The 21,080-nt window shown below is 63.9% G+C and carries 16 protein-coding genes; 14 read left to right on the top strand and 2 right to left on the bottom strand.

The window, feature by feature from the left end; translation table 11 throughout:
• Positions 1 to 2 precede the first annotated feature (2 nt).
• The 10 genes from ABIB24_RS04230 (at position 3) to ABIB24_RS04185 (ending at position 12,685) form a co-directional block, all read left to right on the top strand.
• Positions 3 to 1,595 (top strand): ABC transporter substrate-binding protein, encoded by a 1,593-nt coding sequence (locus ABIB24_RS04230; RefSeq protein ID WP_137163044.1) that lies wholly within the window; start codon positions 3 to 5, stop codon positions 1,593 to 1,595.
• A gap of 224 nt (positions 1,596 to 1,819) precedes the next feature.
• Positions 1,820 to 3,199, top strand: coding sequence for an OprD family porin (locus ABIB24_RS04225; RefSeq protein ID WP_041506249.1), 1,380 nt, complete (start codon positions 1,820 to 1,822; stop codon positions 3,197 to 3,199).
• Positions 3,200 to 3,274: 75 nt separating this feature from the next.
• Positions 3,275 to 4,885, top strand: coding sequence for an ABC transporter substrate-binding protein (locus tag ABIB24_RS04220; RefSeq protein ID WP_354316158.1), 1,611 nt, complete (start codon positions 3,275 to 3,277; stop codon positions 4,883 to 4,885).
• 90 nt (positions 4,886 to 4,975) lie between these two features.
• Complete coding sequence (locus ABIB24_RS04215) at positions 4,976 to 5,986, top strand: ABC transporter permease subunit (protein ID WP_012316108.1); 1,011 nt, start codon at positions 4,976 to 4,978, stop codon at positions 5,984 to 5,986.
• 10 nt (positions 5,987 to 5,996) lie between these two features.
• Positions 5,997 to 6,923 carry an ABC transporter permease subunit gene (locus ABIB24_RS04210; protein WP_025337799.1) on the top strand — a complete coding sequence of 309 codons (927 nt, stop codon included), beginning with the start codon at positions 5,997 to 5,999 and terminating at the stop codon, positions 6,921 to 6,923.
• Between the two features lie 10 nt (positions 6,924 to 6,933).
• Positions 6,934 to 7,902 (top strand): ABC transporter ATP-binding protein, encoded by a 969-nt coding sequence (locus ABIB24_RS04205; protein ID WP_003257886.1) that lies wholly within the window; start codon positions 6,934 to 6,936, stop codon positions 7,900 to 7,902.
• Positions 7,902 to 8,870 (top strand): peptide ABC transporter ATP-binding protein, encoded by a 969-nt coding sequence (locus ABIB24_RS04200; RefSeq protein WP_024086321.1) that lies wholly within the window; start codon positions 7,902 to 7,904, stop codon positions 8,868 to 8,870. The genes ABIB24_RS04205 and ABIB24_RS04200 overlap by 1 nt, the downstream gene beginning before the upstream one ends.
• Before the next feature lie 371 nt (positions 8,871 to 9,241).
• Positions 9,242 to 10,051, top strand: coding sequence for an AraC family transcriptional regulator (locus ABIB24_RS04195; protein ID WP_354316157.1), 810 nt, complete (start codon positions 9,242 to 9,244; stop codon positions 10,049 to 10,051).
• A 64-nt stretch (positions 10,052 to 10,115) separates the two neighbouring features.
• On the top strand, positions 10,116 to 11,522 hold the full coding sequence (locus tag ABIB24_RS04190) for an NAD(P)/FAD-dependent oxidoreductase (RefSeq protein WP_137163040.1): 1,407 nt from the start codon (positions 10,116 to 10,118) through the stop codon (positions 11,520 to 11,522).
• A gap of 83 nt (positions 11,523 to 11,605) precedes the next feature.
• A complete protein-coding gene (locus ABIB24_RS04185) occupies positions 11,606 to 12,685 on the top strand; it encodes a polyamine ABC transporter substrate-binding protein (RefSeq protein WP_085616826.1) in 1,080 nt (359 codons plus the stop codon).
• A gap of 117 nt (positions 12,686 to 12,802) precedes the next feature.
• Here ABIB24_RS04185 and ABIB24_RS04180 read toward each other — a convergent pair whose 3' ends face one another.
• Positions 12,803 to 14,386, bottom strand: a complete 1,584-nt coding sequence (locus ABIB24_RS04180) for a peptide chain release factor 3 (RefSeq protein ID WP_003257876.1) — start codon at positions 14,384 to 14,386, stop codon at positions 12,803 to 12,805.
• Positions 14,387 to 14,944: 558 nt separating this feature from the next.
• On the opposite strand from ABIB24_RS04180, the gene ABIB24_RS04175 reads away from it, so the two are divergent.
• From ABIB24_RS04175 to ABIB24_RS04160, 4 genes are read left to right on the top strand one after another with little or no spacing between them, the layout of a single operon-like run.
• Positions 14,945 to 15,658: an ABC transporter permease gene (locus ABIB24_RS04175; protein ID WP_085616828.1), complete on the top strand. Its 714-nt coding sequence runs from the start codon at positions 14,945 to 14,947 to the stop codon at positions 15,656 to 15,658.
• A 13-nt stretch (positions 15,659 to 15,671) separates the two neighbouring features.
• Positions 15,672 to 16,586 carry a glycine betaine ABC transporter substrate-binding protein gene (locus tag ABIB24_RS04170; protein WP_137163039.1) on the top strand — a complete coding sequence of 305 codons (915 nt, stop codon included), beginning with the start codon at positions 15,672 to 15,674 and terminating at the stop codon, positions 16,584 to 16,586.
• On the top strand, positions 16,583 to 17,236 hold the full coding sequence (locus tag ABIB24_RS04165) for an ABC transporter permease (protein ID WP_085616832.1): 654 nt from the start codon (positions 16,583 to 16,585) through the stop codon (positions 17,234 to 17,236). Before ABIB24_RS04170 ends, ABIB24_RS04165 begins: the two co-directional genes overlap by 4 nt.
• Positions 17,233 to 18,390, top strand: coding sequence for an osmoprotectant ABC transporter ATP-binding protein OsmV (locus ABIB24_RS04160; RefSeq protein ID WP_054573159.1), 1,158 nt, complete (start codon positions 17,233 to 17,235; stop codon positions 18,388 to 18,390). The genes ABIB24_RS04165 and ABIB24_RS04160 overlap by 4 nt, the downstream gene beginning before the upstream one ends.
• A gap of 253 nt (positions 18,391 to 18,643) precedes the next feature.
• On the opposite strand, the gene ABIB24_RS04155 is transcribed toward ABIB24_RS04160, so the two are convergent.
• The gene (locus ABIB24_RS04155) at positions 18,644 to 21,073 is read right to left on the bottom strand and encodes a TonB-dependent siderophore receptor (protein ID WP_354316156.1); all 2,430 of its coding nucleotides are present in this window, start codon (positions 21,071 to 21,073) and stop codon (positions 18,644 to 18,646) included.
• Between the last annotated feature and the right edge of the window lie 7 nt (positions 21,074 to 21,080).

Below are 21,080 nucleotides of genomic sequence, written 5' to 3'. Positions count from 1 at the left end.
CCATGCGCCATACCACCCGCCTTTCCGCCCTGCTGGCCTTGGGCCTGATCAGCCAATCGCCGGCCCTGCTGGCCAACAACCTGGTGTTCTGCTCCGAAGGCAGCCCGGCCGGCTTCGACACCGCCCAGTACACCAGCGCCACCGACAACGATGCCGCCGAACCGATCTACAACCGCCTGGTCGAGTTCGAACGCGGCGGCACTGCCGTGCACCCTGCCCTGGCGACCCGCTGGGAGGTGTCCGAAGATGGCCTGCGCTACACCTTCCACCTGCGCGAAGGGGTGAAATTCCACAGCAACAAGGCCTTTGCACCGAGCCGCGACTTCAACGCCGACGACGTGCTGTTCACCTTCAACCGCATGCTCGACAAGAACCACCCGTTCCGCCAGGCCTACCCGACCGAGTTCCCCTATTTCATCAGCATGGGCCTGGACAAGAACATCGCCCGTGTCGAAAAGACCGATCCACTGACCGTGGTGTTCACTCTGAACAGCGTCGATGCCGCGTTCATCCAGAACCTGGCCATGAGCTTCGCTTCCATCCTGTCTGCCGAATACGCCGAGCAGCTGATGGCCAGCGGGCGCCCCAGCGACATCAACCAGCAACCGATCGGCACCGGCCCGTTCGTGTTCCAGCGTTATCAGAAGGATTCGCAGATCCGCTACAAGGGCAACAAGGCCTATTGGTCACCGCAGGACGTGAAGATCGACAACCTGGTGTTCTCGATCAACATCGACCCTTCGGTGCGCATCCAGAAGCTGCGCCGCAACGAATGCCAGGTCACCCTGCACCCGCGCCCCGCCGACCTGCCGGCGCTCAAGGCCGACAGCAAACTGCAGGTGCTGCAGCAACCTGGCTTCAACCTCGGCTACATCGCCTACAACACCCAGCACCCACCATTCGACCGCCTGGAAGTGCGCCAGGCGATGGACATGGCAGTGAACAAGCAGGCGATCATCCAGGCCGTGTACCAGGATTCCGGCCAGTTGGCAGTCAACGCCATGCCGCCGACCCAGTGGTCCTATGACGACAGCCTCAAGGACGCGCCCTTCGACCCGGAAAAGGCCAAGCAGCTACTGCAGCAGGCCGGGGTCAAGCCGGGCACCGAGATCACCCTGTGGGCCATGCCGGTGCAGCGCCCGTACAACCCCAACGCCAAGCTGATGGCGGAAATGCTCCAGGCCGACTGGAGCAAGCTCGGCTTCAAGGTGCGCATTGTCAGCTACGAATGGGGCGAGTACCTCAAGCGCATGAAAAGCGGCGAGCACGATATCGCCCTGATCGGTTGGACCGGGGACAACGGTGACCCGGACAACTGGCTGGGCACCCTCTACAACTGCGATGCCATCGGCAGCAACAACTACTCGCTGTGGTGCGATCCGCAGTACGACAGCCTGGTCAAGCAGGCCAAGCAGGTCACCGACCGCACGCAGCGCACCGCCCTGTACCAGCAGGCCCAGCAGCGGCTCAAGCAACAGGTGCCGATTACCCCGGTGGCGCACTCCACGGTCAACCAACCGCTCAGCGTCAAGGTTTCCGAGTTCAAGGTCAGCCCGTTCGGGCGCAACGACTTTTCCGGTGTGAGTGTTGATTGAGCATTAGCCGGTACCGGCCTCTTCGCGGGTAAACCCGCTCCCACAGGGTTCTCCTCAGGTTCACGAAACCTGTGGGAGCGGGCGCGCCCGCGAAGAGGCCGGCACAGCCAACACAACGCCCCGATTCTGCCCGGTGACCCCGGGCAACCCTGGCAACACCGCAGCAAGAAGCCCGGCCCACAAGGCCAGGCAATAACTAGAAGAACAGAAAGGGAGCTTTAACCTTGAGACTATTCACCTTGACCGCACTGGCGTTATCCATCAGTGCCTTATCCACCGTGACCCAGGCCGACCCGCAAAGCCAGGAATACGTGCCCATCACCCTCAAAGGCAGCAGCGAGCAGGAGCAGGCCAGTGGCTTCGTCGACGGCCAGAGCCTGTCCGGCAGCACCCGCAACTGGTACGCCCGCGAGCGCGCCGCACGCGCCCCGCTGTGGAAGTACTACAAGAGCGACGGCACCCGCCACGACACCCACAGCCGCGAGAACTGGGTGCAGGGCACCATCCTCAACTACAGCTCCGGCTTCACCCAGGGCACCGTCGGCTTCGCCGTCGAAGCCGCCGGCTACAATGCCATCGCCCTGCTGCAGAACCGCGAGGACGTCGCCGGCCCCAACAACCGCACCCTGACCCACAGCGACGGCGACCCGGTCGGCCAGTGGAGCAAGATGGGCCTGGCCAACGTCAAGGCGCGGGTGTCCAACACCACGCTCACCGTCGGCCGCCAATCGGTGGACACGCCGATGATTGCCTACATCGGCAACCGCGCCCTGCCCTCGAGCTTCCAGGGCGCGTTCCTGCACAGCGCCGAATTCGACAACCTGAGCTTCGACCTGGGCACCTTCGACCGCGTCTCGCCACGTACCGAACAGAGCCTCAGCAAGTTCCGCACCGAGTACAGTGCCACTGGCGTGGAAACCGACCGCGCCAGCACCGCCGGCATCAACTACCAGCCGTTCAAGAGCCTGAGCACCAGCCTGTACGCCACCAAAGTCGACGACTTCTGGAACCAGTACTACTTCGGCGCCAACCACGTGCTCGGCGACAGCGCAGTGCTCAGCCTGAGCACCGGCCTGAACTACTACAAGACCGTCGACGCCGGCAGCAAGAAGATGGGCGATATCGACAACGACACCTACAGCCTGTCGTTCGGCCTGACCCACCAGGCCCACACCCTCAGCGCCTCCTGGCAGCAGGTCAACGGCAACGAATACTTCGACTACCTGCACGAAACCAACGGCATCTACCTGGCCAACTCGCTGCTGTCGGACTTCAACGGCCCCAACGAGAAATCGCTGCAGATTTCCTACGTGCTGAACATGGCGCCGTACGGCGTGCCGGGCCTGAAGTTCAACCTGTACAACGCCCGCGGCTGGGGCATCGATGGTACCCATTACCGCGGTACCGCCTACGACGTGAACGGCCTGGATGGCGAAACCCACTACGAGTGGGGCTTCGGCACCAGCTACGCGGTACAGAGCGGGCCGCTGAAAGACACCAGCATCCGTGCCACCTACACCGCGCACCGCGCCAGCAAGGCCCAGGGCGATGGCAGCCTGGATGAGTTCCGGGTGGTTACCACCATTCCATTCAACATTCTCTGACCGCCGGCGCCACGGCCTGCTTTGCTGCGGGCCGTGGCGGCTACGCTGGAATCAATGCAAGCAGGGAGTCCACCCATGCAGAGAGCTTTCATGAAATCGCTACCGCTACGCCTCGCCCTGGCAGCGCTGGTACTGGGCAGCGCCACGCAGCTGGCGGCCAAGCCGCTGGTAGTGTGCACCGAGGCCAGCCCGGAAGGGTTCGACGTTGTCCAGTACACTACGGGGGTCACCTTCGATGCCACCTCCGAAGCGCTGTTCAACCGCCTGGTCGACTTCAAGCCTGGCACCACCGATGTCCAGCCGGCCCTGGCCGAACGCTGGGACATCGCACCGGACGGCCTGACCTACACCTTCCACCTGCGCCAAGGGGTGAAGTTCCACAAGACCGACTACTTCACGCCCACTCGCGAATTCAATGCCGATGACGTGCTGTGGAGCCTGCGCCGTCAGCTCGACCCGGCGCACCCGTGGCACGACAAGACCAGCGTCGGCTACCCGTACTTCGAAAGCATGTCCTTCAAAAGCCTGCTCAAGTCGGTGGACAAGACCGATGACCACACCGTGGTGATCACCCTCACCCGCCCGGAAGCACCGTTCCTGCGGGACATGGCCATGGGCTTCACCTCGATCTACTCCGCCGAATACGGCGACCAGTTGCTCAAGGCCGGCAAGACCGCCGAGCTGAACAGCAAGCCGATCGGCACCGGCCCGTTCATCTTCCAGCGTTACAACAAGGACGCCCAAGTCCGCTTCAAACCCAACCCGGACTACTTCCGCGGCAAGCCCCCGGCAGACGCCCTGATATTCGCCATCGCCACCGACAGCAACGTGCGCCTGCAAAAGCTGCGCGCCAACGAATGCCAGGTGGCGCTATACCCCAAACCAGAGGACGTGCCGACGATCAAGGCCGACCCCAAGCTCAAGGTCGTCGAGACCGAAGCGCTGGTTACCGGCTATATCGCCATGAACACCCAGCACAAGTACCTCGGCGATGTGCGCGTGCGCAAAGCCATCAACATGGCCTTCGACCGCCAGACACACGTCGACCAGCTGTTTGGCAAGAACAACGCGCTGGTGGGCGTGAACCCGTACCCGCCGACCATGCTCGGTTACAACACCACCAACCAGAACCCGCCACGGGACCTGGCCAAGGCCCGCGCCCTGCTCAAGGAAGCTGGCGTACCGGAAGGTACCGTGATCACCCTGTTCACCCGCAACGGCGGCGGCATGACCAACCCCAACCCCCGCCTGTCCGCCGAGATGCTGCAGGCCGACCTGAAACAGGTCGGCCTGAAGCTGGATATCCGCGTGATGGAATGGGCCGAAATGCTGCGTCGTGCCAAGAACGGCGAAGCCGACCTGGTCTCCACCGGCTGGGCAGGCGACAACGGTGACCCGGACAACTTCCTCACCCCGCTGCTGAGCTGCGAGGCCGCCAAGAACGGCGAGAACTACGCCCGCTGGTGCAATCCGCAGTTCCAGGAACTCATCACGCGTGCACGGCAGATGACGGATGACAATGAGCGCCGATGGGTCTATGCCGAGGCTTTAAGGGTGTACGATGACGACCAACCCTGGATCAGCATGGCCCACCCCAAGGTGTTCGCCGCCATGCGTGACAACGTGGAGGGCTACGTAATCAGCCCTCTGGCCAACAACAACTTCGCCACCACCAAGGTGAAGTAGAACAACAACGACCGCCGGCAACCCACACGGGGACCGGCGGCACCCCGTAGCGTGCTGCTAGCCGCACGGCCTGATGAGGTAACCCCGACAATGTTGAGCTTTATTGCCCGGCGCCTTGGCCTGCTGATACCGACCTTTTTCGGTATCACCTTGCTGACCTTCGCGCTCATACGCCTGATCCCCGGCGACCCGGTGGAAGTGATGATGGGCGAGCGCAGGGTCGACCCCGAAATGCATGCCCAGGCCATGGAGCGCCTGGGCCTGAACAAGCCGCTGCCGGTCCAGTACCTGGACTACGTCGGCAAGCTGGCCCAGGGTGACCTCGGTGAATCGCTGCGCACCCGCGAGAGCGTGTGGAGCGAGTTCCTCACCCTGTTCCCGGCCACCCTCGAACTGGCCTTCGCCGCCCTGTTGTTCGCAGGCATCGTCGGCCTGCTGGCCGGGGTGATCGCCGCGCTCAAGCGCGGATCGCTGTTCGACCACGGGGTGATGGGTATTTCCCTGGCCGGTTACTCGATGCCGATCTTCTGGTGGGGCCTGATCCTGATCATGTTCTTCTCGGTAAGCCTGGGCTGGACCCCGGTGTCCGGGCGCATCGACCTGCTCTACGACATCGAGCCGAAGACCGGCTTCATGCTCATCGACACCCTGCTCAGCGACGAGGAAGGTGCATTCAAGGACGCGGTGATGCACCTGATCCTGCCGGCCATCGTGCTCGGCACCATCCCGCTGGCGGTGATTGCCCGCATGACCCGCTCGTCGATGCTCGAAGTGCTGCGCGAGGACTACATCCGCACCGCCCGCGCCAAAGGCCTGTCGCCGGCCCGCGTGGTGTTCGTGCACGGCCTGCGCAACGCGCTGATCCCGGTACTGACCGTATTCGGCCTGCAGGTTGGCACGTTGCTGGCCGGTGCAGTGCTGACCGAAACCATCTTTTCCTGGCCGGGCATCGGCAAGTGGCTGATCGAAGCCATCGGTGCCCGTGACTACCCCGTGGTCCAGAACGGCATCCTGTTGATCGCCTGCCTGGTGATCCTGGTCAACTTCGTCGTGGATATCCTCTACGGCCTGGCCAACCCACGCATCCGTCATCAGCGCTGAGGCCTTCGCCATGACTAGCCCGATTCCGAAATCCGTCACACCGGTCAGCCCGGTGGACCAGAGCCTGCTCTACCCCTCGCCATACAAAGAATTCTGGCAAGCCTTCGCCCGCAACAAAGGTGCGGTGATGGGCCTGGCCTTCATGTGCCTGGTGGTGTTCTGCGCGCTGTTCGCGCCGTGGGTCGCCCCGCACGACCCGAGCGAGCAGTACCGCGAATTCCTGCTGACCCCACCGGTGTGGCTCGAAGGTGGCAGCTGGCAGTTCATCCTCGGCACCGACGAGCTGGGCCGCGACCTGCTTTCGAGGCTGATCCAGGGCGCGCGGCTTTCGCTGCTGATAGGCCTGTCGTCGGTGGTGATGTCGCTGATCCCTGGCATCCTGCTGGGCCTGCTGGCCGGTTTCTTCCCGCAACTGCTCGGCCCGTCGATCATGCGCCTGATGGACGTGATGCTCGCCCTGCCCTCGCTGCTGCTGGCGGTGGCCATCGTCGCCATCCTCGGCCCAGGCCTGATCAACACCGTGATCGCCATCGCCATCGTGTCGTTGCCATCCTACGTGCGCCTGACCCGCGCCGCCGTGATGGGCGAGCTGAACCGCGACTACGTCACCGCCGCACGCCTGGCCGGTGCCGGGCTGCCACGGCTGATGTTCGTCACCGTGCTGCCCAACTGCATGGCACCGCTGATCGTGCAGGCCACCCTCAGCTTCTCCTCGGCCATCCTCGACGCCGCCGCCCTGGGCTTCCTTGGCCTTGGCGTACAGCCGCCGACCCCGGAGTGGGGCACCATGCTGGCTTCGGCCCGTGACTACATCGAGCGCGCCTGGTGGGTGGTGAGCCTGCCCGGCCTGACCATTCTGCTCAGTGTGCTGGCAATCAACCTGATGGGCGACGGCCTGCGCGATGCGCTGGACCCGAAACTCAAGAACGCCGCCTGAGGAGAACGCCATGTCACTGTTGCAGATCAACAACCTGAACGTGCGCTTCGGCGACGCCAATGCGGTACCGGTGGTCGATGGACTGGACCTGACGGTGGAGGCCGGCGAGATCCTGGCCATCGTCGGCGAATCCGGCTCGGGCAAGTCCGTGACCATGATGGCCCTGATGGGCCTGATCGACGCCCCCGGGCGCATCACCGCCGACTCGCTCACCTTCGACGGCACCGACATGCTCAAGCTAAGCGGTCGCCAGCGACGCAAGGTGGTGGGCAAGGACATCGCCATGGTCTTCCAGGACCCGATGACCGCGCTCAACCCCAGCTACACCGTGGGCTACCAGATCGAGGAAGTGCTGCGCCAGCACCTGGGCCTGAAGGGCAAGGCCGCGCGCCAGCGTGCCCTGGAGCTGCTGAAAAAGGTCGAGATCCCGGCTGCGGAAAGCCGCCTGGACGCCTACCCGCACCAGCTGTCCGGCGGCATGAGCCAGCGCGTGGCGATTGCCATGGCGATTGCCGGCGAGCCCAAGCTGCTGATTGCCGACGAACCCACCACTGCGCTGGACGTGACCATCCAGGCGCAGATCATGGAGCTGCTGGTCAACCTGCAGAAGGAGCGCAACATGGCGCTCATCCTGATCACCCACGACCTCGCCGTGGTCGCCGAAACGGCCAGGCGGGTGTGCGTGATGTACGCCGGCCAGGCCGTGGAAGTGGGCCAGGTGCCGGAGCTGTTCGACGTGCCCGCCCACCCCTACAGCGAAGCGTTGCTGGCGGCGATCCCCGAGCACAGCATCGGTGCCGAACGCCTGGCCACCCTGCCCGGCATCGTCCCCGGCCGCTACGACCGCCCCGTGGGTTGCCTGCTGTCACCGCGCTGCCCGTACGTGCAGGACAACTGCCGGCGCCAGCGCCCGCCCCTCGATCCCCAGGCCCATGGCCTGGTGCGTTGCTTCTACCCGCTGAACCAGGAGGTGGCGTGATGGCCGTCGTTCTATCCGCCCGGGAGCTGACCCGGCATTACGAAGTCTCCCGCGGGCTGTTCAAGGGCCACGCCCTGGTCCGCGCGCTGAATGGCGTGTCGTTCGAACTGGAGGCCGGCAAGACCCTGGCCGTGGTCGGCGAGTCCGGCTGTGGCAAGTCGACCCTGGCCCGCGCACTGACCCTGATCGAAGAGCCGTCCTCCGGCTCGCTGCAAATTGCCGGCACCGAAGTGAAAGGCGCCAGCAAGAGCGAGCGCAAGCAACTGCGCCGCGACGTACAGATGGTGTTCCAGAGCCCCTACGCCTCGCTCAACCCACGGCAGAAGATTGGTGACCAGCTGGCCGAGCCGTTGCTGATCAACACCTCGCTGAGCAAGGCCGAGCGGCGAGAAAAGGTGCAGAAGATGATGGAACAGGTCGGCCTGCGCCCCGAGCATTACCAGCGCTACCCGCACATGTTCTCCGGCGGCCAGCGCCAGCGTATCGCCCTGGCCCGGGCAATGATGCTGCAGCCCAAGGTGCTGGTGGCGGACGAACCGACCTCGGCGCTGGACGTGTCGATCCAGGCCCAGGTGCTGAACCTGTTCATGGATTTGCAGAAGGAGTTCAACACCGCCTACGTGTTCATCTCGCACAACCTGGCGGTGGTGCGGCATGTGGCCGATCAGGTGCTGGTGATGTACCTCGGCCGGCCGGCGGAGATGGGGCCGAAAGAAGATATCTACGAAAGGCCGTTGCACCCGTATACCCAGGCGCTGTTGTCGGCGACGCCGGCGATTCACCCGGACCCTTTGAAGCCAAAGATCCGCATTGCCGGGGAGTTGCCCAACCCGCTGAACCCGCCGGATGGGTGTGCGTTTCACAAGCGCTGCCCGTATGCGACCGAGCGGTGTGCCAAGGAGGTGCCGGCGCTTAGGCAGGTGAGTACCCGGCAGGTGGCTTGTCACTATGCCGAGCAGTTTCTTTAGCCTTTAGATAGCCGGGGCTGCGTTGCAGCCCATCGCGACACAAGGCCGCTCCTACAAGGGACCGCAATCTCCTGTAGGAGCGGCCTTGTGTCGCGATGGGCCGCAAAGCGGCCCCAAAAATCTCAATGCATGAAGAACCAGATCAGGATAATCACCGGAATCGGCACCCCAATCATCCAGAGCAGTATCGAGCGCATGGCCTTTCTCCTTGTTCGATGTGGAACAGACCGGTGCACTCGCCATGCCATCCCTGTCAAAAAATCACTCTCAACCGAATCAACGGCTTACTGCCCAAGCCGCTTGGCAAAACCGTGCAATATGCCGGATCCGCACCCTTGCGGCTGGGTGTTCTGCAATGCACTATCAGGCTCATGACCGCCACCACCCTCCCCGATGGCCCCGAGCAGACCCCGCTCACCGCCGACACCGTGCTGCGCTACCACCTGTGCTGGAAGCACCGTGATCTGGACGGCGTCATGGCGCTCTACCACCCCGACATCCAGTACCACGACTTCTTCCAGAACCGCGTGCTCGGCTACCAGGAACTGCGTGACTACGTGCGCGCCTGCCTGCCCCATGAAGCCGGCGAAGATATCGTGCACAGCGACCGCATCCGCGTCGACGGCTGTACCGCGTTCATCCAGTACCAGGTCACGGTCCAGGGCGGCGACGGCCTGGTGGCGTTCCAGTCCAGCGAGGCGATTACCGTCAAGGACGGCCTGATCTGGCAGGTCAACGAATACGCCACGCTGGTCCGCCGGAGCAGCAGTGGCCATGCCAGCAGCGGCCCGCGCCCGGCCACCAGCCGCCTGGGCCTGTCACCCCGGCAGCTGTCGACCATGGCCCAGGACCTGGAACACTACTTCCAGCGCCAGCGCCCCTACCTGGACCCGGAGCTGGACCTGCAGCAGGTGGCCGACGCCAGCGGCTACAGCCGCAACCAGATCTCCTATCTGTTCAACCAGGTGCTCGGGCAAAGCTTCTACCGCTACGTCAACCAGGCGCGCCTGCAACACCTGATGGCCAGCCTTGACGATGACAGCGTCGAAGCGGCGATCGACGACCTGGCGTTCAGCGCCGGCTTCAACTCGCTCTCGGCGTTTTACAAGTGCTTCCGCGAGCACACCGGCCTCACCCCCAAGGCCTATCTGAAGCAAATTTCCCTGCGTGCACGCACGTAAGACAGGCACTGGCAGACACCACTAGCATCGCCCACAGACCTTGACGGATGTGGAGCAAAACCCGATGCAACCCCTGCGCACGCTCAGCCTTTGGATGGACCAGCTCGACGAGCCGCTGTGCGCGCGCCCGGCCCTGCGCCAGGACCTCGAGGTCGATGTGTGCATCATCGGCGCCGGCTACACCGGGCTGTGGACCGCCTACTACCTCAAGCGCCAGGCGCCGCAACTGAACATCGCGGTGATCGAGGCCAACATCGCCGGCTTCGGCGCCTCGGGGCGCAACGGCGGCTGGTTGATGGGCAACCTGCTCGGCGAAGACCGCCTGCTCGCCACCCTGTCGCCGCAGCAGCGCCGCACCAGCATCGACCTGCTGCATGGCATTCCCGATGAAGTGCACAGTGTGCTGCAACGCGAGGGCATCGACTGCGACTACCGCAAAGGCGGCGTGCTATATTGCGCCGCGCGTTACCCGGAACAGGAGCGCAGCCTGCGCGCCTACCTCGACGACCTTTATCGCCAAGGCATGACCGAGGACGACTACCGCTGGCTACGCCCCGAACAGCTTGACGCTCAGTTGCGGGTCAGCAATGCCTATGGCGCCATCTACAGCCCGCACACCGCAACCATCCAACCCGCCAAGCTGGCGCGTGGCCTGGCCCGAGCGGTAGAGGCGCTGGGCGTACCCATCTACGAAAACACCCCAGCCATCGACTGGCAGCCGGGTGAGGTGCGTACCCCGTTGGCGCGCATCCGTTGCCAATGGATGGTACCCGCCGTGGAGGGCTACGCCGCCAGCCTGCCGCCACTGGGCAAACATCAGCTGCCGGTACAGAGCCTGTTGGTGGCCACCGAACCACTGCCGGAGGCCACCTGGCAACAGATCGGCCTGAACCAGGGCCAGGCGTTCAGCGAAAGCAGCCGCCAGGTCACCTACGGCCAGCGCACCGCCGACAACCGCCTGGTATTCGGCGCCCGTGGCGGCTACCGCTTCGGTGGCCGCCTGCGCGAAAACTTCAACCTCGACGAACAGGAAATCGAGCTGCGCCGCTACCTGTTCAGCGAGTTGTTCCCGCAGTTGAAGCACGTGCGTATCACCCACTCCTGGGGCGGCAACCTGGGCATGGCTCGGCGCTTCCGCCCGCACATGCTCTGCGACCGTCAACGCGGCATCGCCCTGGCGGGCGGCTACGGCGGCGAAGGCGTCGGCGCCACCAACCTGGGCGGGCGCACCCTGGCGGCGCTGATCCTCAACCAGCACAACGAACTGACCGCGCAACCCTGGGTGCTCGACAGCCGCCCGCTTTCAAGCCTGGCCACTTGGCCACCCGAGCCCTGCCGCTGGCTGGGCTACAACGCGATCATCCAGAGCTTCGTCCACGAGGATCGGACCCTCGCCAACCCCGCCAGCGCGCCTTGGAGGCGGCGCCTGGCCAGCAATCTTGCGGACTTCATGGAAGGCTTCATGCACTGACTTTCCTTTCCCCGACACAGGATTTGCCGGTTCCGCTGATCGCCTGCCTTCGATAACAACACACAAAGCAAGGTAACCCCGACATGCGCACGCTCCTTCTCGCCCCCCTGATGCTGGCCGCCAGCGTGGCCGGTGCCGCCGAAACGGTGAAGATCTACAACTGGTCCAGCTACGTTGCCCCCGACACACTGAAGAACTTCCAGCAAGCCAGCGGTATCGTGCCCACCTACGACGTTTACGACAGCAACGAAACCCTCGACGGCAAGCTGATGACCGGCAACTCCGGCTACGACGTGGTGTTCCCGTCCAACCACTTCATGGCCCGGCAAATCCAGGGCAAGGCCCTGAAGCAGCTGGACAAGTCGCAGCTGCCCAACTGGCACAATCTCAACCCGGTGTTGCTCAAGGCACTGGAGGTCAATGACCCGGGTAACCAATACGGCTTCCCGTATCTGTGGGGCAGCACCGGCATCGGCTACAACGTCGACAAGGTCAAGGCGGTGCTCGGCGACAGCGCGCCAATAAACTCGTGGGACCTGATCTTCAAGCCTGAGTACATGAGCAAGCTGAAAAGCTGCGGCGTCGCCGTGCTGGACAACGGCCCTGAGCTGTTACCGATCGCCCTGCACTACCTGGGCCTGCCGCACCACAGCCAGAACCCGGCGGACTACGACAAGGCCAAGGCGCTGCTGATGCAGGTGCGGCCATACATCAGCTACTTCCACTCATCGAAGTACACCGGCGACCTGGCCAACGGCGATATCTGCGTGGTGGTCGGTTTCTCGGGGGATGTGCTGCAGGCGAAGAATCGTGCCGAGGAGGCGAAGAACGGGGTGAACGTGGGGTATTCGATACCCAGGGAAGGCGCACCGATGTGGTTCGACATGGTTGCCATGCCGGCCGATGCACCGGATGAGAAGGCCGGGTATGCCTACATGAACTACCTGCTGCAGCCGGAGGTGATGGCCAACATCAGCAACCATGTGCAGTACGCCAACGGCAACCTTGAGGCGGACGGGCTGGTGGATCCGGCGATGAAGGGTAATACGATGGTTTACCCGAGCGAGGAAGTGATGGGCAAGCTGTATGCGCTGGAGGCAATGCCGGCGAAGATCGACCGTATTCGGACGAGGATCTGGACCAGTATCAAGGCAGGAAACTGAGTGCGGCCGTAACGCGGTCACTGTGGGAGCGGGTTTACCCGCGAATGCGATGTTGAATTCACCGACGCATTCGCGGGTAAACCCGCTCCCACAGGGGTCAGATGCAAGCTTTCCGAATCAATGGTGCTCGCGGGTAGCGCGGAACTTGATGTCCGGCCAGCGCTCTTCCATCAGCGACAGGTTGACCCGGGTCGGCGCCAGGTAGGTCAGGTGCCCGCCACCGTCGATGGCCAGGTTCTCCATGGCCTTGTTCTGGAATTCCTCGAGCTTCTTCTTGTCGTCACAGCCGATCCAGCGGGCCGACCACACGGTGATCGGCTCGTAGGCGCACTCGACCTTGTACTCTTCCTTCAGGCGGCTGGCGACCACGTCGAACTGCAGCACACCGACTGCACCGAGGATGATGTCGTTGCTGCGCTCTGGGAAGAACACCTGGGTAGCACCTTCTTCGGCCAGCTGTTGCAGGCCCTGGCGCAGCTGCTTGGATTTCAGTGGGTCCTTCAGGCGCACGCGGCGGAACAGCTCCGGTGCGAAGTGCGGGATACCGGTGAAGCCCAGCGCCTCGCCTTCGGTGAAGGTGTCGCCGATCTGGATGGTGCCGTGGTTGTGCAGGCCGATGATGTCGCCGGCATAGGCCTCTTCCAGCTGCTCACGCTCGGAGGAGAAGAAGGTCAGCGCATCGCCGATACGCAGGTCCTTGTTGATCCGCACGTGGCGCATCTTCATGCCCTTCTCGTACTTGCCCGAGCAGATACGCATGAAGGCGATGCGGTCGCGGTGTTTCGGGTCCATGTTCGCCTGGATCTTGAACACGAAACCGGTGAACTTCTCTTCCACAGGCTCCACGGTGCGCTCGTGGGCAACACGGCCCAGCGGGCGCGGCGCCCAGTCGACGACGGCGTCAAGCACATGGTCGACACCGAAGTTGCCCAGCGCGGTACCGAAGAACACCGGGGTCAGCTGGCCGTTGATGAACTCTTCCTGGTTGAACTCGTGGCAGGCGCCCTGCACCAGCTCCAGCTGTTCGACGAACGAATCGTACTGGTCGCCCAGGTGGGCACGGGCTTCGTCCGAGTCCAGCTTCTGGATGATCTTGGCTTCGGTGCGCTCGTGGCCGTGGCCCGGGGTGTACACCACGATGTAGTCACCGGTCAGGTGGTACACGCCCTTGAAGTCGCGGTAGCAACCGATCGGCCAGGTGATCGGCGCGGCCTTGATCTTCAGCACGGCTTCGATCTCGTCGAGCAGCTCGATCGGGTCGCGGATGTCGCGGTCAAGTTTGTTGATGAAGCTGACGATCGGCGTGTCGCGCAGGCGGCACACATCCATCAGGGCGATGGTACGTGGCTCTACACCTTTACCGCCGTCGAGCACCATCAGCGCCGAGTCCACCGCGGTCAGGGTGCGGTAGGTGTCTTCCGAGAAGTCTTCGTGGCCGGGGGTGTCGAGCAGGTTGATCATGTGCTCGCGGTACGGGAACTGCATCACCGAGGTGGTGATGGAGATGCCGCGCTGCTTCTCCATTTCCATCCAGTCGGAGGTGGCGTGGCGGTCGGACTTACGCGACTTCACGGTACCGGCGACGGCAATGGCCTTGCCCATCAGCAGCAGCTTCTCGGTGATGGTGGTCTTACCGGCGTCGGGGTGGGAAATGATTGCGAAAGTGCGGCGCTTCGCGACTTCGGCGGCCTGGTTGGTCATGGGAAATCGCCTGACTGGGGGATTTAAAAGGGGCGATATCATACCTGAAGTTGGGCCGGGACCAAAATTTGCTGAACCGGCGGTGCCTGTTCCGGCCTCTTCGCGGGTAAACCCGCTCCCACAGGTATCACACCGCCTTTGAAACCTGTGCAGGCCTTGTGGGAGCGGGTTTACCCGCGAAAGGGCCCGCCCAGAGGCCACAAATTCGTCAGGCAATCGCTTTATCACGACAAATGGCCAAAGAGCAGTTATTTCAACGTCTACACAGCACTAACCCGCTGCTTTTTCTCGTCAATTTTCCAACCAACCAGTGATTAACGCTGGCCAAATGCCGCCCCAGATGGGAACCTTTACGCCCACGGAGACGTCCACTCCCCTGTAACCCGCTTCGGTTGGGGAGCTGGTTTCATCAGCATTTTCGGGCCCGACGGGGTTCGGCTCATGGCCTGATCGCAGCCTTCGGCGTGCATCACGCTGCTACTCGCGAACACACCACCCGCCGCCAGGACTGGTCGGCAACCAAGAAGTGTGCTCGCCGACTACACAAGGAGTCCGCCTGTGGCTGAACGCTACGGAAAAGGGCTGTTGGGATGGGCCGCCGTGCTCGTCATCCTGGCCCTGCTGGTCCACTGGATCGGCATCGACACGATCGCGCGGTATCGCGACGATCTTGGGTTCTACCTGCAAGCGCACCTGGTACTGGTGCTGGCTTCGATGGCGGCGGCGCTGGCCGTGGGCATCCCCGCCGGCATTGCGTTAAGTCGACCGCACCGGGTCGACAAAGCCGAGCGCTTCATGCAGTTGTTCAACGTTGGTAACACCATCCCTCCCCTGGCCGTTCTGGCCATCGCCCTGAGTATCCTGGGCATCGGCGCCGGGCCCGCGATCTTCGCGCTGTTCCTCGCCTCCCTCCTGCCCATCGTGCGCAACACCTATGAGGGCCTGAAAAACGTCCCCGCCTCGCTCAAGGAAGCCGCCACCGGCATCGGCATGACCCCGCGCCAGCAACTGTGGCAAGTGGAGCTGCCCAACGCCGTGCCGATCATCGTTGGCGGTGTGCGCGTGGCCCTGGCGCTGAACGTCGGCACCGCACCGCTGGCGTTCCTGATTGGCGCCAACAGCCTGGGCAGCCTGATCTTCCCCGGCATCGCCCTGAACAACCAGCCACAGCTGCTGCTGGGGGCTGCCTGCACCGCACTGCTGGCGCTGGCGCTGGACGCGGCGGTGAGTTTCTCCAGCAAGCGCTGGCTGGAACGTGGCCTGGCCCAATAAAGATAGGGAACGTATGAACAAGAGAATCGCCTTGCTGCTGGGCGCGGCCCTGCTGTTCGCAGGATTTGCCCAGGCGGCGGACAAACCACTGATCCGCATCGGCGCGCGGGTGTTCACCGAACAGACCGTACTCGCCGAAATCACCGCGCAATACCTGCGCGCCAACGGCTATGACGTGCGCGTCACCACCGGCCTTGGCAGCAATATCGCGCGCCAGGCCCAGGAAACCGGCCAGCTCGACCTGATGTGGGAATACACCGGCGTGTCGCTGGTGTCGTACAACCATATCGACGAGCGCATGCCCAGTGCCGAGGCAACCCTCGCCAGGGTGAAGGCGCTGGATGCGAAGAAGGGCCTGATCTGGCTGACCCCATCGAAGTTCAGCAACACCTACGCGCTGGGCCTGCCCAAGCAGGTGGCCGAGGCCTATCCGCAGGTCAACACCATCAGCGACCTCAACCAGGTACTGCGTGACGAAAGCCACCGCAACCACCTGGTGGCGCTGGACACCGAGTTCGCCAACCGCCCCGATGGCCTGGTCGGCCTGCGCGAGATGTACGGCCTGCCACTGGACCGCCGCAATATCCGCCAGATGGACGGCGGCCTGGTGTACACCGCGATGCGCAACAACCAGGTGTTCGCCGGGCTGGTGTACACCACCGACGGCCGCCTGAACGCCTTCGACCTGAAGTTGCTGGAGGACGACAAGCACTACTTCCCCGACTACACCGCCGCGCCGGTGGTGCGCAAAGCCGTGCTCGACGCCAACCCGCAGCTGGCCGGCCTGCTCAAGCCACTGGCCGAACAACTGGATGACGCAACCATGCGCCAGCTCAACGCCAAGGTCGATGTCGAGCACCAGAACCCGACTGCCGTGGCCGCCACCTTCCTGCGTGAGCACCCACTGAACAGCGAGGGCCAGCCATGAACCTGATCGATACCTTCAACCACCTGGACTGGGCCCAGGTGCTGCAACTGACCTGGCAGCACATCATGCTGGTCGGCGTCGCCGTGGGCCTGGCGATCGTCGTCGGCGTACCGCTGGGCATCCTCATGACCCGCTTCCCGGCCGTCGCCGGCCCATTGCAGGCCAGCGCCACGGTGTTGCTGACCATCCCCTCGATCGCCCTGTTCGGCCTGCTGCTGCCGTTCTACTCCAAGTTCGGCCAGGGCCTCGGGCCGCTGCCGGCGATCACTGCGGTGTTTCTCTACTCACTGCTGCCGATCATGCGCAACACCTACCTGGCCCTGACCAACGTCGAGCCTGGCATCCGTGAAGCCGCGCGCGGCATCGGCATGACCTTCGGCCAGCGCCTGCGCATGGTCGAACTGCCCATCGCCGTGCCGGTGATCCTCGCCGGCGTGCGCACCGCCGTGGTGATGAACATCGGCGTGATGACCATCGCCGCCACCATCGGCGCCGGCGGCCTTGGCGTGCTCATCCTCACCTCCATCAGCCGCAGCGACATGTCGATGCTGCTGGTCGGCGCCGTGCTGGTCAGCCTGCTGGCGATCATCGCCGACCTGCTCCTGCAAACCCTGCAACGTGCCCTGACTCCAGAAGGACTGCGCTCATGATCGAACTGAAGAACCTCAGCAAAACCTTCAACGTCAACGGCAAGGACGTCAAAGCCGTCGACTCGGTAAGCCTCACCGTCAACGAAGGGGAAATCTGCGTGTTCCTCGGCCCCTCGGGCTGCGGCAAGAGCACTACCCTGAAAATGATCAACCGCCTGATCACGCCCACTTCCGGTCAGGTGTTCATCAATGGCGAAGACACCACCGGGCTGGACGAGGTCACCCTGCGCCGGCACATCGGCTATGTGATCCAGCAGATCGGCCTGTTCCCCAACATGACCATCGAGGAGAACATCACCGTGGTGCCGCGCCTGCTCGGCTGGGACAAACAGAAGTGCCATGAACGCGCCCGCGAGCTGATGCACATGATCAAGCTGGAGCCCAAGCAGTACCTGCAGCGCTACCCGCGCGAGCTGTCCGGCGGCCAGCAGCAGCGTATCGGCGTGATCCGCGCCTTGGCGGCGGAAGCGCCAGTGCTGCTGATGGACGAGCCGTTCGGCGCGGTCGACCCGATCAACCGCGAGATGATCCAGAACGAGTTCTTCGAGATGCAGCGGGCATTGAACAAGACCGTGATCATGGTCAGCCATGACATCGACGAAGCGATCAAGCTGGGCGACAAGATCGCCATCTTCCGCGCCGGCAAGCTGTTGCAGCTGGATCACCCGGACACCTTGCTGGCGCACCCGGCAGATGAGTTCGTCAGCAACTTCGTCGGCCAGGACAGCACCCTCAAGCGCCTGCTGCTGGTGCGTGCGGAGGATGCGGCAGACAACGCGCCATCGGTAAGCCCGCAGACGCCGGTGAGTGATGCGCTGGAGCTGCTGGACGAGCACGACCGCCGCTACGTGGTGGTGACCGATGCGCAGAACAAGGCGCTGGGCTACGTGCGCCGGCGTGATATGCATCGCCAGCAAGGGACTTGTGGCGACTTCCTGCGGCCGTTCAATGCCACGGCGTCGCATGACGAGCATTTGCGCATCCTGTTGTCGCGGATGTACGAGTTCAACCGGGCGTGGCTGCCGGTGCTGGATGCCGAGCAGGTGTTCCTGGGCGAGGTGACGCAGGAGTCGATTGCGGCGTACCTGAGTTCGGGGCGCTCGCGGGGGGCGAAGACCAGCATCGTTTCGCCGGCTGAGGCGGTGGTTTCGTAATCGCCGGGGGCGCGCTGCGCCCCTTTCGCGACACAAGGCCGCTCCTACAGCAGATCGCGTTCTTCTGTAGGAGCGGCCTTGTGTCGCGATGGGCCGCAAAGCGGCCCCGGCAATCTCGGCTCAAAACCCAGGTAATGGATTGCCTGTGCCGGCCTCTTCGCGGGTAAACCCGCTCCCACAGGGTCGATGCAAGGCTAAAGACCTGCGCGGTACCTGTGGGAGCGGGTTCACCCGCGAAGCAGGCGACGCGATGTCAGAACCCTACACTGGCCTGCACATAGAAGGTCCGCGGCTCACCCACATAGATGCCGGCATTGTTGTCGCTGGAGCGGGTGAAGTACTGCTTGTCGAACAGGTTCTTCACCCCCGCCGCCAGCTTCAGGTTGGACATCTGGGGCCCGAACTCATACCCGCCACGGGCATGCCAGGTCACGTAACCCGGAATATCACCGTACTGCCCATCCGCACTCGGCTCGGTGATGTAGTCGCCGTTGAAGCTGCCATCGGCATTGATCCCGGTACCCGGCGCGCGCTGCTTGGATTGGGCGTAGGCATCCAGGTTCCAGGTCCAGTGGTTGACCGCGTAACGCACCCCGGCAGTGGCCACCTGGCGTGAATAGAACGGCAGGTCACGGCCCTCGAAGCCAGGGATGTCCCCTTCATAAGTAGCGCGGGTATAGGTATAGCCACCGCTCACCGACAGCCCTTCCAGGCGCGGGTCCAACCCGTCCAGGTCATAGCGCACCGAGGCCTCGATCCCCTGGTGCTTGGTCGCGCCGAGGTTGGTCCAGCCCACGTCGTTGCTGATGTACTGCAGTTCGTCATCGAAGTCGATATAGAACGCCGTCAGCTCACCGGCAAAGCCGCCATTGTCATAGCGGGTACCGATTTCGTAGGTCTTGGCCTTTTCCGGCTCCAGGCCATTGGCCGTGCTGTTGCCAGTACCACCCTGGCCCAGCTGGAAGTACTGCAGGCTGCCGAACGAGGTCTCGTAGTTGGCGAACACCTTCCACGCATCGGAGATGTGGTACATCACGCTCAGCGCCGGCAGTGGCTCGTTGCTGGTGATGCTGCGTTTCTTCTCCGGCACCGGCTGGCCGTTGGCACCGAGCACCGGGCGGTCGCGCCAGTCGGTGTTGATGTGCTCGAAGCGGATACCTGGGGTGATGGTCCAGTTACCCACGTCGATCTTGTCGTCGATGTAGTAGGCGCTGGCCTCGGTACCACCGCTGCGGTCCTGGAACACATGGCCGTCGGAGGTCGGGGTCGGCGTCGGCACGTTGTCGATCAGCGCCAGGCGGGTCGACTGCTCACGCATCGCTTCCTTCAGGTAGCGGTAACCCACGCTGACTTCCTGGGTGGTCGGGCCGGCGAAGAAGATCCGCGACAGCCGTGGTTCGATGGCAAAGGTATGGTAGTTGCGCGGGTACGACGACAGGGTCTTCATGTCGCGCGAGGCAATGGCGCTGCCGCGGAAGCTGTCGGTGTAGTAGGTCAGCACTTCGAACTGGGTGGCGTCGTCGAGTTGGCGCTGCCACTTGAACGACACGTCCTTGCGCCGGCCGGCAAAGTAGTCGTAGTCGCGCAGCGACTGGTACGGGTTGCTGTCGTATTGCGCCTGGGTCAGGCCGCCAGGCATGTCGGCTCGGCCGTCGTAGTAGTGGAAGTTGAGCCAGAACTCGTCAACGTCGGTCGGCGCCCAGTGGGTCTTGAGGATGACATCGTCGATGTCGTTGCCATTGTTGCTTGCACGGTAGCCGTTGCCATTCACCCCGGTGTACAGCAGCGCCACGCCCATGCCGTTGTCCGCCGTGCCGCCGACGAAGGCCGACTCGGTGTGTTTCCAGCCGCCATGCTGGGAGGTTTCCAGGGTGGTGGACAGCTCGGCCGAGGCCTTCTCCGGGATCGCCCGGGTAACGAAGTTGATCACCCCGCCGACGTTCTGCGGGCCATAACGCACGGAACCGGCGCCACGCACCACGTCGATGCTGTCGAGGTTGCCCGAGGAAATCGGCGCCATCGACAGCTGCGGCTGGCCATAGGGCGCGAAGGCGGCCGGGATGCCGTCGATCAGCACCGTGGAGCGTGGCGACAGGCGCGAAGTCAGGCCGCGAACACCCACGTTCAGCGACAGGTCACTGCCGCCAGTGCCGTTGGAGTCCTGCACCTGCACGCCCGGGATGCCGCGCAGCACGTCGCGCACGTTCATTGCGCCCTTCTCCACCATCGCCTCGCGGCGTACCACGGTGCGCGCGCCGGGGTGGTTCTGCACCACGCTCTGTTGGGCATCGCCCAGCCAGTCACCCACCACCTTGATGTCGGTGGGCGCCAGCTCCAGGCTGCCGGTGGTGAGGGTGCCATCGGCCTGGGCCGGCTTGACCACCACGGTGCCCTGGGACATCTCGTAGGTCAGGCCGCTGCCTTGCAGCAGCTGCTGAAGCGCCTGCTCGGGCGCCAGCTGGCCGTACACCGCCGGGGCCTGCTTGCCGGCCACCAGCTCGGGGCTGAAGAACAGCTGCAGGTTGGTCTGCTGGCCCAGCTGGTTCAGCGCCGAAGCCAAGGGTTGGGCCTGGATCTGGATGGTGCTGCCGGCCTCTGCGGCCTGGCTGTTGACGGCCACGGCACTGACCGCCAGGGCCAGCGCCAGGGCGCGGAAGCGTGGGAAGGGCTTGTTGTTGTTCACGTCGTCG

It is taken from the genome of Pseudomonas sp. UYEF17 (assembly GCF_040546125.1).
Taxonomy (GTDB): domain Bacteria; phylum Pseudomonadota; class Gammaproteobacteria; order Pseudomonadales; family Pseudomonadaceae; genus Aquipseudomonas; species Aquipseudomonas putida_Z.
This window is presented reverse-complemented; position numbering and strand designations above follow the sequence as displayed.